Origin of the sequence: Parvibaculum sp. (assembly GCF_002684405.1) — a bacterium.
Classification (GTDB): Bacteria; Pseudomonadota; Alphaproteobacteria; order Parvibaculales; family Parvibaculaceae; genus Parvibaculum.
Genome location: NZ_NYVD01000102.1, coordinates 1 through 11,861, shown reverse-complemented (window position 1 = coordinate 11,861; position 11,861 = coordinate 1). Strand labels below are relative to the sequence as shown.

At 63.2% G+C, this 11,861-nt stretch carries 8 protein-coding genes; 4 read left to right on the top strand and 4 right to left on the bottom strand.

Annotation, left to right across the window (positions count from 1 at the left end; translation table 11 throughout):
* Positions 1-1,485, top strand: a 1,485-nt coding sequence (locus tag CMI59_RS09135; protein ID WP_293327523.1) for an autotransporter domain-containing protein, incomplete at its 5' end; no start/stop codon positions are given.
* A 334-nt stretch (positions 1,486-1,819) separates the two neighbouring features.
* The gene (locus CMI59_RS09130; RefSeq protein WP_293327520.1) at positions 1,820-2,092 is read left to right on the top strand and encodes a hypothetical protein; all 273 of its coding nucleotides are present in this window, start codon (positions 1,820-1,822) and stop codon (positions 2,090-2,092) included.
* A gap of 74 nt (positions 2,093-2,166) precedes the next feature.
* On the opposite strand, the gene CMI59_RS09125 is transcribed toward CMI59_RS09130, so the two are convergent.
* The 4 genes from CMI59_RS09125 to CMI59_RS09110 all read right to left on the bottom strand — a co-directional run bounded on the left by CMI59_RS09125 (position 2,167) and on the right by CMI59_RS09110 (position 7,575).
* The gene (locus tag CMI59_RS09125; protein WP_293327518.1) at positions 2,167-2,502 is read right to left on the bottom strand and encodes a hypothetical protein; all 336 of its coding nucleotides are present in this window, start codon (positions 2,500-2,502) and stop codon (positions 2,167-2,169) included.
* 339 nt (positions 2,503-2,841) lie between these two features.
* Positions 2,842-4,833, bottom strand: a complete 1,992-nt coding sequence (gene rpoD, locus CMI59_RS09120) for an RNA polymerase sigma factor RpoD (RefSeq protein ID WP_293327515.1) — start codon at positions 4,831-4,833, stop codon at positions 2,842-2,844.
* A 238-nt stretch (positions 4,834-5,071) separates the two neighbouring features.
* Entirely contained in the window at positions 5,072-7,012 is a 1,941-nt protein-coding gene (gene dnaG, locus CMI59_RS09115; RefSeq protein WP_293327513.1) for a DNA primase, read from the bottom strand.
* A gap of 98 nt (positions 7,013-7,110) precedes the next feature.
* On the bottom strand, positions 7,111-7,575 hold the full coding sequence (locus CMI59_RS09110; RefSeq protein ID WP_293327510.1) for a GatB/YqeY domain-containing protein: 465 nt from the start codon (positions 7,573-7,575) through the stop codon (positions 7,111-7,113).
* A gap of 485 nt (positions 7,576-8,060) precedes the next feature.
* On the opposite strand from CMI59_RS09110, the gene carA reads away from it, so the two are divergent.
* The gene (gene carA, locus CMI59_RS09105; protein WP_293327507.1) at positions 8,061-9,221 is read left to right on the top strand and encodes a glutamine-hydrolyzing carbamoyl-phosphate synthase small subunit; all 1,161 of its coding nucleotides are present in this window, start codon (positions 8,061-8,063) and stop codon (positions 9,219-9,221) included.
* A 6-nt stretch (positions 9,222-9,227) separates the two neighbouring features.
* The coding region (gene carB, locus CMI59_RS09100) for a carbamoyl-phosphate synthase large subunit (protein ID WP_293327504.1) at positions 9,228-11,861 on the top strand (2,634 nt) is incomplete at its 3' end.

Genomic DNA, 11,861 nt, shown 5'->3' with positions numbered 1-11,861 from the left:
GGCGGGAATGTGATCGACAGCGGCATCCTCTCGCCGGGCCAGAGCGTCGGCACGCTGAATGTCGGCGGCAACTTCACCTTCAACGGCGGCTCGACCTTCAACATCGAAGCCGCAAGCGACGGGGCGACCACCGACACGCTGGCGGCGGCCGGCAATGTGGTCATCAATGGCGGCGATGTAGTGCTGACAAACGGCTATTTCCTGCCGACGAAAACCTACACCATCATCACCTCGGGCGGCACGGTCAGCGGCACGTTCGACACCGCGTCTTACGCCTACTACGCCTTCGTCACGCCGGAACTCACCTACAACCCGGCCAACGTCCAGCTCTCCTTCGCACGCAATGCGACGGCCTTTAGCGCGCTGGCCACCACGCCCAACGCACAGGCGGCGGCGAACGGTCTGGACAGCCTCGGGAGCGGCAGTGCGATCCATAGCGCGATCCTCGGCCTCACCCCGGAAAATGCCGGCGCGGCCTTCAACTATCTCTCCGGCGAAATCAATGCGAGCGTGATCTCCGGCCTGCTCGGCGGCAGCCACTTCGTCAGCGACAATGTGCTCTCGCATATCCGCAAGGTCTTCGGCTGGCAGGGCGCAGGCCCCACGCCGAAAGTGGTCGCCGATGCGGGCGACGGCTCCTCCGCCTTCCCCTTCTCCGGCCAGACCACCGCCGTCTGGGCGCAGACCTTCGGCGCCTGGGGCCATACGAACGGCGACGGCAATGCCTCCAAGCTCAAGAGCCGGCGCGGCGGCTTCGTCGCCGGTGCCGACAAGCAGCTGTCGGACAATCTGCGCATCGGCGTCTTCGCCGGCTATCAGCGCTCGAAATTCGACGAGAACGCGATTGCCTCCTCGGCGGATGTGGACAGCTACGAACTCGGCGTCTATAGCGGCACGGAGCTCTCCGGCCTCGGCCTGCGCGGCGGCGCCTCCTTCACCTGGCACAATATCGACACCTCGCGCAGCGTGGTGGCGGGCCTCTTCAGCAACCATCTGACGGGCTCGACCGACGCCCGCACGGCGCAGCTCTTCGGCGAGGCCAGCTATCCGCTCACCGCGGGCGCGGTGACATACGAGCCCTTCCTGGATGCCGCCATCATGTCGATCAGCACCGACGGCTACACCGAAACGGGCGGCGCGGGCGCGCTGACGGTGCAAAGCGACACCACGACCATGGGCTCGACAACGCTCGGCGGGCGCCTCTCGACCGGCTTCGCGCTGGCCGACATGCCCGTCAGGCTCACCGGCACGGTCGGCTGGCGGCACGGCTTCGGCAAGCTGACGCCGGACACCACCGCCTCCTTCAGCGGCGGCACGCCCTTCACCGTCTCCGGCACGCCGATCGCGCGCGACGCAGCGGTACTCGGCGTCGATCTCGGCGTCGCGCTGTCCGCCTCCACGAGCCTGGGCCTGTCCTATGACGGCCAGTTCAGCGACAACGCGAACGACAACACGGTCAAGGCAAGGCTGGTGATGGCGTTCTGAGGGAGACCTCCATTATGCCCGAAGGCGGGGTCTTGAATCCCGCCTTCGGCACCCCATATACACACTGTTGAACACGCCGCGCGGCTTCTTCGGAGGCATTGGCGCGGTGGTCTCATCCCGGGAGCGGTGACCACGGATGTACTGGCACCGCCGACGGGGTGAGTGGGAAGGCCGGGTTTTCCCGGCCTTTTTTCGTTTGGGACGCCCCCGCAGCAGCGACGCGGGCCTATGGGCGTCGACTTCCCGGCGCGGCAACCACTCTCCCGCCCCGCCCGATACCCGACATGCCTGCCCGCATTACGCCCGCTCGCACCACGCCTGAAGGAGGTTTCCCATGGCAAAAATCGACGAGAAGACCGGTTTCTTCAAAACCACCTCCCCTGCCGGCCGCGCCAGCAAGGCCGACCAGATCACCGAAACGGTGCGCGGCATCATTGCCGACGAAAACAAGACCCGCTCCGCCAAGACCGAGCGCCTGAAGGCGCTGCGTCTGGAAAAGGAAGCCGCCGAGGCGGCCGCCAAGGAAGCCGCACCGGAAAAGCCGAAGCGCAAAAGCGCCAAGGCGAAGGCCGAGCCCGAAGCGGAAGTGGAAGACACCGGGGCGTAAGGACTTCGCGCCTGCGCCACGAATGGGAAAGGCCGGGTTTTGCCCGGCCTTTTTGTTTTGAGGGATGTCCTCACTCATCTCCGCCTGAACCAGCAGATATCGCCTATCTCCGGCTGACGGCCCAACGCATCCCACTCACGCCGGATGCGCGCGGCGACGGCTTCGCCGCTCTGATCCTGCCAAGGCGTATACTCTCCCCCTTCGCAGCTGGCGAAAGTGAAGCCTGCTTCCTGCAATTGCCGCACGACCAAGAAGCTCATCCAGTTCAGCTCGTCGTCATCGGTACCCGGAAACTCATGCCTCAAGCAGACCAAAATCCCCCGGAAATCAGTCCAGTCTCCATAAGCCCCGCTCTCCCGAATGAAGCCGGCAACAATCTCTTCTACTTTTCTTGTCGTTTCGTTGGTCATTGCATCGTGTAGCTGGAGAACGGGCCCCTCAGAATGAAGCTTTGCTGCTACGTGCGAAAGGCTTTCTCCCAAAACACGTTACCCCAGGCTACGTCCCGGGGTCCGGAGCGGCAGGTGCCGCGGGTTACGCCCCTGGGCCCCGGGACAAGCCCGGGGTGACATTTGGGGGTTGGGCTGCCGCCGAGGTTCTCCCCTTTTGCGCACCTCGCCGCACGCGCCAATGGGTCCCGGCTTTCGCCGGGATGACACTTAAGGGAAAAACAAAAGCCCGGATCTTTCGATCCGGGCTTTGTTGTTTGTTGCGCTGGATTGCCGGGTCTTCGCCCGGCAATGACAGGCTTAGTTGTCGAGGAAGCTGCGCAGTTTCCGCGAGCGGCTCGGGTTCTTGAGTTTGCGGAGCGCCTTGGCCTCGATCTGGCGGATACGTTCGCGCGTCACGGAGAACTGCTGGCCGACCTCTTCCAGCGTGTGGTCGGTGTTCATGCCGATGCCGAAGCGCATGCGCAGCACGCGCTCTTCACGCGGGGTGAGCGAGGCGAGCACGCGGGTCGTCGTTTCGCGCAGGTTCGACTGGATCGCCGCGTCGATGGGGAGCACGGCGTTCTTGTCTTCGATGAAGTCGCCCAGATGGCTGTCTTCCTCGTCGCCGATGGGCGTTTCGAGGGAGATCGGCTCTTTCGCGATCTTCAGCACCTTGCGCACTTTTTCCAGCGGCATGCCGAGCTTCTCGGCAAGCTCTTCCGGCGTCGGCTCGCGGCCGATCTCGTGCAGCATCTGGCGCGAGGTGCGCACCAGCTTGTTGATCGTCTCGATCATGTGCACCGGAATACGGATGGTGCGCGCCTGGTCGGCGATCGAGCGCGTGATCGCCTGGCGGATCCACCATGTCGCATAGGTGGAGAACTTGTAGCCGCGGCGATATTCGAACTTATCCACCGCCTTCATCAGGCCGATATTGCCTTCCTGAATGAGGTCGAGGAACTGCAACCCGCGATTGGTGTATTTCTTCGCGATGGAGATCACGAGACGGAGGTTGGCTTCCACCATCTCCTTCTTGGCGATGCGCGCCTCGCGCTCACCCTTCTGCACCATGGCGACGATGCGACGATATTCCTGAATGTCGAGGCCGGTCTCGGAGGCGAGCGTCTGGATTTCCTCGCGCAGATCCTTGATCTGGTCGCGGTCGTCCTTGGTGAAGCTCGTCCAGCCCTTGCCCTTCAGGCGGCTGACGCGGCGGATCCAGTTCGGGTCGAGTTCATTACCGAAATACTGCTTGAGGAATTCCTCGCGCGGAATGCCATGGCTTTCGGCGGTCCGCAGCAGGCGGCCTTCGAGACCCATCAGGCGCTTGTTGATCGAATAGAGCTGCTCGACCAGGCTTTCGATACGGTTGTTGTTGAGCGAGAGGCTCTTCACCTCGTCGATCACATCTTCCGTCAGCTTCTGGTAACGCTTCTCCTGCTGGGAAGAGAGCTCCTCGCCCTTGAGCTGGAACTCGACCTTCTGATCCTGCAGCTTGCGCAGCTTTTTATAATCGCCGGCAATCTTGTCGAAGATTTCGAGGACCTGCGGCTTCAGCTCCGCTTCCATCGCGGCGAGAGACATGTTGCTCTCCGCATCCTCGTCATCGACCTCTTCTTCTTCCGGCTCTTCGCGCGGCGGGGCTTCGCCTGCGAGCGCGGCCTGGGAATGGTCGACCTTCTTGGCGTCGGGACCGGCATAGGTCGCGTCGAGGTCGATGATGTCGCGAAGGAGGATCTTTCCCTCGTTCAGCTCGTCGCGCCAGATGATGATGGCCTGGAAGGTCAGCGGGCTTTCGCAAAGCCCGGCGATCATCGTCTCGCGGCCGGCCTCGATGCGCTTGGCGATGGCGATTTCGCCTTCGCGCGACAGCAGCTCCACAGAGCCCATCTCGCGCAGATACATACGCACCGGATCGTCGGTACGGTCGAGCGAGGAAGATGTCGTGGTGGTGGTGGTGACGGCGCGCGTCGAGGAGGTGGTGGTGCTTTCCTCCGCCTCATCGTCATCGTCGTCATCGTCATTGGCGGCGGCGCGGGCCTTGTCGCCCTCTTCGGCATTGTCGTCGTTCTCGTCGTTCTCGACGACGGTAATGCCCATCTCCGAAAGCATGGCGAGCGTGTCTTCGATCTGCTCGGAGGAAAACTCTTCCGACGGGAGAACCGTGTTCAACTCGTCATAGGTCACGAAACCGCGGGACTTGGCGGCCTTGATCATCTTCTTGACCGCCGCATCGGACATATCCAGCAACGGACCGTCCTGGTTTTCCGCTGCTTCCGGTGCTTCCTGTTCCGCCGATTTGCTTGCCATTCAATCGCTCTCCGCCTGACCCGATAATGCGCCGCCTGCCCGCGCGCATCTCACGCCTGTTCAATTCGTTCGACCCGCTCGACAATCAAGACGGGTGAAAAGGATTATGCCCGTCAGCGGCCTTCAGGGGCGCCGGACGGCCAGTCGTCAAACTCGTCTCTCTCGATATCCCTGTCCGGCATCCCCCGGGCCTTGCCGGCCCACACCTTTCAGAGCGTTCCCCTTAATCCGTCCTGCCTCAATCAGTACTGTTCGTCCCATCCAGACCGTCGGTCATGTCGGACCTTTCAAGCTGCAGGTGTATCTCCCTGAGCCTTGCCCAGTTGGCCTCCGTCATTTCCTCGGCCAGAGCGCGCTCGGCGGCTTTCAGTTCCGCCTCCAGATTCACGGCCCGCTCATGGCGCCGGATGAGGTGCACAAACCCTCTTTCGGCCTCGTCCGTCATGGCCTCGGGACCTGCAAACCGCGCGCCAATCTTCTTCGCGCGGCCCTCAAGACGGCGGAACAAGTCACCCAAGTTCCTGTCTTCTAAGTGGTTTTTCAGCCCGTCCCTTTCAAGAGGCGCATGAAGGGCGGCTATATCTATGATTTCATTGCGTAATCTGTCAAGTTCGGCGCTTGCCAGCGGCAAGCCGGAGAAAACTTCGCAATATTCGTCCAGCAGGTCGGGGTGATTGGCCATGGTCCAGACCAGCAGGACCTCGCGCCCCTCTCCATTGCCGCTGCCTTTGCCGAGCACAGATTGCTTCAATTGGGGCGAGGCCGGCGGAATGAAATTGTCCCGCCGGAAGACACCGCCGCCCCCACCGGAACGCCCGCCGCGCCAGGGCGCCTGATTGCGGTTGCGATACCCCCCACCCCCGTAGCCACCTTGCCGCGCCCCGCCCCGGCGCTCCTGAACGCCGAACAGCTTGTTGAGCCGCGCGCGCAGATCCTGCCCGTAATAGGAGCGCACTTTCGGGTCGGTAATGGCGTTCACCGCCGCCTCGATATCGGCTTCGAGCTTGGCGCGACGTTCGGGCGTCGTCCATTCGCCCGCCGAGACTTCCTTTTCCCAGAGCATGTCGGCGAGCGGCTTTGCCTCATCGAGCACTTGCTGCATCGCCTCCGGCCCTTCCTCGCGCACGAGGTCGTCGGGGTCCTTGCCCTCGGGCAGCAGCGCGAAGCGCAGCGAGTGACCGGGCTTCAGCAGCGGCAGCGAACGCTCCACCGCCTTGAAGGCGGCGCGGAGCCCCGCCTTGTCGCCATCGAAACAGAGAATGGGCTCGGGCGCGAGCCTCCACAAAAGCGCGATCTGGTCTTCGGTAAGCGCCGTGCCGAGCGGCGCGACCGCATAGTCGAAGCCGCCCTGCGCCAGACCGATCACATCCATATAGCCCTCGACGGCCAGCACCGTCGCCTTGTCATAGGCGGGCTTGCGGGCCTTATCGAGATTGTAGAGGACGTGGCCCTTGTGAAAGAGCGGCGTCTCCGGCGAGTTCAGATATTTCGCCTTGGCGTCGGGCGACAGCGCGCGACCGCCAAAGGCGATCACCCGGCCCCGCCCGTCCGCGATGGGAAACATGACGCGATTGCGGAAGCGGTCGTAAGGCTCCTTGATGTCCTCGCCGCCGATGATGAGACCGGCTTCGATCATCTGGCCGATCTCGACACCCTTGCCCTTGAGATAATTCATGAGCTGGTGGCGGTCGCCGCGATCGTCGCCCGGCGCATAGCCCATGCCGAAGCGCTCGATAATCTCGTCCTTCATGCCGCGGCGCTTGAGATAGGCCATCGCTTCCGCGCCCGCGCCCTCATTCAGCTTGCGGCGGAAAAAGCCCTGCGCCATCTCCATCACATCGATGAGGGAGGCGGATTTCCGTTCGCGTTCGGCGGCGCGGGGGTCCTGCTTGGGGACCTCCATGCCCGCCTCGCCCGCCAGCCGTTCCACCGCCTCCATGAAGGAGAGGTTTTCGGTCTTTTCGAGAAACTTGATGACGTCGCCATGCTCGCCGCTGGAGAAGCAGTGATAGAACTGCTTGTCGTCATTCACCGTGAAGCTCGGCGACTTCTCATTGGTGAAGGGCGAGAGCCCGACGAATTCCCGGCCCCGGCGCGTGAGCTTCACCTTGCGGCCCACGACCTCGGAGACGCGGATGCGCGCCTTCAACTCGTCGAGGAAATGCTTCGGGAAGCTCATGATGAGTGGTGCAATCGGCTCAGTTTCAGGGACCGGGCCTCAACCCGGCTGAGCCCTCTATCATGCCACTGCCGGGGACGGCCCGCCATAGGCAGGACCTACCCCAGCCGGGCCTTCACCAGGGGGCCGGCCTTGGAGAAATCCATCTGGCCCGCATAGCGGCTTTTCAGCTCGCCCATGACGCGGCCCATATCCTTGAGACCCTCGGCGCCGAGTTCGGAGACCACGCTGTCCACGGCGGACTGGATTTCGGCCTCGTCCATCTGCTTGGGCAGGAATTCCTCGATGACGGCGATTTCGTCGCGCTCCTGCGCGGCCAGTTCCATCCGGCCCGCCTGCTCATAGGTTTCGGCGGATTCGCGGCGCTGTTTGATCATCTTGGAGAGCACTTCCATGATCTCCGCCTCGCCCACGCCGCCGTCGCGCCCGTCGGTCCGTCCGGCAATATCCCGGTCCTTGATGGCAGCCACGATGAGACGCAGCGTGCCCGTGCGCGTCTTGTCCTGGCTCTTGGTTGCCTCGTTCAAGCCCTGCTTGATGCGGTCGCGCAAGGTTTGGCCCATGACCCGTCTCCGAATGACACTGATGAAGAAACACTAGTTTGCGACGTCGTTCTTTCGCCTCTTTCGGGGGGCCCTTGGCCACGCCCCGGAAAGGCGGCACACGCTAAAGCAAAGCCCCGGTAACCGCAAACAGATTACCGCCCCGACAGAAAAGAGCTAACTAGCTGAAATTACTCACAAAAAATAAGCGAAAGCCAGCTTGACGCTTTTCGAGGCTTCGCTTAGTGTCCGCGCGATTTGACGGAATCTCCGCGAGTCTGCCGCCCCGGCGCGCCCCTGACCACTTTCGGGTGCATCGGACCGGCGACGGACGTCAGGCCCATGCGGAATTCCTCTCCCGGGAGACCTGCCATGTTGGTGTCGACGACAGCCGCCACGGAACGGCGCTCGCCAGATGCGAGCCGGAGTTCCGGGGAGGAGTCTCCGCGCGCATGTGCGACGATGTCCCGGCTCCGCGACCGCCAAAGCGAATGGAAATGACACGCATGACCGCCAGCGAAACGCCCACCGCGCTTCTCGTCTTGAAAGACGGCACCGTCCTCAAAGGGCGAGGTATCGGCGCTATCGGCGAAGCGGTCGGCGAGGTCTGCTTCAACACGGCGATGACGGGCTATCAGGAAATCCTGACCGACCCCTCTTATGTGGGGCAGATCATCACCTTCACCTTCCCGCATATCGGCAATGTGGGCACGAATGACGAGGATATCGAAACCTCCAACCTCGCCGCCTCCTCGGGCGTGCGCGGCGCCGTCATCCGGGCCGACATCACCACCCCGTCGAACTACCGCGCGGCCCAGCATCTGGATGCCTGGCTGAAAGCGCGCGGGATCGTCGGGCTTTCCGGCGTCGATACGCGCGCACTGACGCGGCGCATCCGCGAGAAGGGCTTCATCGACGGCATCATCGCGCATGACCCGGCGGGCAATTTCGACATTCCCGCGCTGCAGGCGAAAGCGAATGAATGGCCGGGCCTTGTCGGCATGGACCTTGCGAAAGAAGTCACCTGCGGCCAGCGCTACGACTGGGACCAGGATCTGTGGAAATGGGATGAGGGCTTCAGCAACCGGCCCGACGCGCCCCACCATGTCGTCGCCATCGATTTCGGCGCCAAGCGCAACATCCTGCGCTGCCTGGTGAATGCAGGTTGCCGCGTGACGGTGGTCCCGGCTTCGACCAAGGCCGAAGACGTGCTCGCCATGAACCCGGACGGGGTGTTCCTGTCGAACGGCCCGGGCGACCCGGCCGCGACCGGCGAATATGCCGTGCCGGAAATCAAAAAACTCGTCGAAAGCGGCAAGCCCCTTTTCGGCATCTGCCTCGGCCACCAGATGCTCGGCCTCGCGCTCGGCGCCAAGACCGTGAAGATGCATCAGGGCCATCACGGCGCGAACCACCCGGTGAAGGACTTCACCACCGACAAGGTGGAAATCACCTCCATGAACCACGGCTTCGCGGTGGATGCGGCAACGCTCCCCGAGGGCGTGGAAGAAACCCACAAGAGCCTTTTCGATGGCACGAATTGCGGGCTGCGCCTTTCCGGCAAGCCCGTCTTCTCCGTCCAGTACCACCCCGAGGCCTCTCCCGGCCCGATGGATAGTCACTACCTCTTCGAACGCTTCGTGAAGCTCATCGAGGAGGCGAAGTAAGGTCCCATGCCCAAACGTACCGACATCAAAAGCATCATGATCATCGGCGCCGGTCCGATCATCATCGGACAGGCCTGCGAATTCGACTATTCGGGCACGCAAGCCTGCAAGGCGCTTCGCGAAGAGGGCTACCGGATCATTCTGGTGAACTCCAACCCCGCCACCATCATGACGGACCCGGAGCTGGCCGACGCGACTTACATCGAGCCGATCACGCCGGAAGTCGTCGCCAAGATCGTCGAGAAGGAGCGCCCCGACGCGCTGCTGCCGACCATGGGCGGACAGACCGCGCTCAACACCGCGCTGGCGCTCGCCGATATGGGCGTGCTGGAAAAATTCGGCGTGGAAATGATCGGCGCCAATCGCGAAGCCATCGAAAAGGCGGAAGACCGCCAGCTCTTCCGTCAGGCGATGGACAAGATCGGGCTCGAAAGCCCCCGCTCCACCGCCGTGCACACCATGGAAGAAGCGCTGAAGGCGCTCGACTATGTGGGCCTGCCCGCCATCATCCGCCCCTCCTTCACCATGGGCGGCACGGGCGGCGGCATCGCCTATAACAAGGAAGAGTTCAGCGACATCGTCGAAGGCGGCCTCGATGCGAGCCCGGTGACGGAAGTGCTCATCGAAGAATCCGTCCTCGGATGGAAGGAATATGAGATGGAGGTCGTCCGCGACAAGGCGGACAACTGCATCATCATCTGCTCCATCGAGAACATCGACCCGATGGGCGTCCATACGGGCGACTCGATCACCGTCGCGCCGGCGCTGACGCTGACCGACAAGGAATACCAGATCATGCGCAATGCGAGCCTGGCCGTGCTGCGCGAGATCGGCGTGGAAACCGGCGGCTCCAACGTGCAGTTCGCGGTGAACCCGGAAAACGGCCGCATGGTCGTGATCGAAATGAACCCGCGCGTGTCGCGCTCTTCCGCGCTCGCATCCAAGGCCACCGGCTTCCCGATTGCCAAGGTCGCCGCGCGGCTGGCCGTCGGCTACACGCTGGACGAGCTACAAAACGACATCACGGAAGTGACGCCCGCAAGCTTCGAGCCCACCATCGACTATGTGGTGACGAAGATCCCGCGCTTTGCCTTCGAGAAATTCGCCGGCGCCAAAAAGGAACTCGGCACCTCGATGAAATCGGTCGGCGAGGCGATGGCCATTGGCCGCACCTTCCCCGAAAGCCTGCAAAAGGCGCTGCGCTCGCTCGAAACCGGGCTCACCGGCGTCAATGAAGTCAGCGTGCCCGGCATGGGCGAAGGCGACGACCGCAACGCGCTGCGCGCCGCGCTGGGCCGCCCGACACCCGACCGCCTGCTGGTGATCGCCGAGGCGCTGCGCCACGGCCTCAGCCATGACGAAATCCGCGCCGGCTGCTCCTACGATCCCTGGTTCATCGAACAGCTCCAGCACATCGTGGATGCCGAACAGACGCTGAAGGAAAAGGGCCTGCCCGACACCGCCGCCGACATGCGCAAGCTGAAAGCCATGGGCTTTTCGGACGCGCGCATCGGCGAGCTGACCGGCCATGAAGAAGAAGCCGTGCGCAAGGCGCGCCGCGAAATGGGCGTCCGCCCCGTCTACAAGCGCGTGGACACTTGCGCGGCGGAATTCGAAAGCCGCACGCCCTATATGTATTCCACCTATGAGTATGACTTCGACGGCGCCGCCGATTGCGAAAGCGATCCGAGCGAGCGCAAGAAGGCGATCATTCTGGGGGGCGGCCCGAACCGCATCGGCCAGGGCATCGAATTCGACTATTGCTGCTGCCACGCCGCTTTCGCGCTGGACGAGGCGAATATCGAAAGCATCATGGTCAACTGCAATCCGGAAACGGTGTCGACCGACTATGACACCTCCGACCGGCTTTACTTCGAACCGCTGACGGCGGAAGACGTGCTGGAACTGATCGACGTCGAGCAGTCCAAGGGCGATCTCGCAGGCGTCATCGTGCAGTTCGGCGGACAGACGCCGCTGAAACTCGCCGACGATCTTCAGCGCGCGAATGTGCCGATCCTCGGCACCTCGCCCGACAAGATCGACCTCGCCGAAGACCGCGACCGCTTCAAGGAACTGCTCGACCAGCTCCACCTGAAGCAGCCGCCGAACGGCATTGCGCGCTCCGCCGAAGAAGCCCGCAAGATCGCCGAGACCATCGGCTATCCCGTCGTCATCCGCCCGTCCTACGTGCTGGGTGGCCGCGGCATGGAGATCGTGCGCGATACCGCCCATCTCGACCGCTACATCAACGAGGCGGTGATCGTGTCGGGCAAGAGCCCGGTGCTGATCGACGGCTATCTGCGCGACGCCATCGAAGTGGATGTCGATGCGATCTGCGACGGCGAAGACGTCTTCATCTCCGGCATCATGGAGCATATCGAGGAAGCGGGCGTGCATTCCGGCGACAGCGCCTGCTCGCTCCCGCCCTACTCGCTCTCGAAAGAGATGATCGGCGAGATCGAACGCGAAACGCGCGAACTGGCAATCGGCCTCGGCGTGGTCGGGTTGATGAACGTGCAATATGCGATCCAGGACGGCACCGTCTATGTGCTGGAAGTAAACCCGCGCGCCTCGCGCACCGTGCCCTTCGTCGCGAAAGTGATCGGCGAGCCGGTGGCCAAGATCGCCGCCCGCGTGATG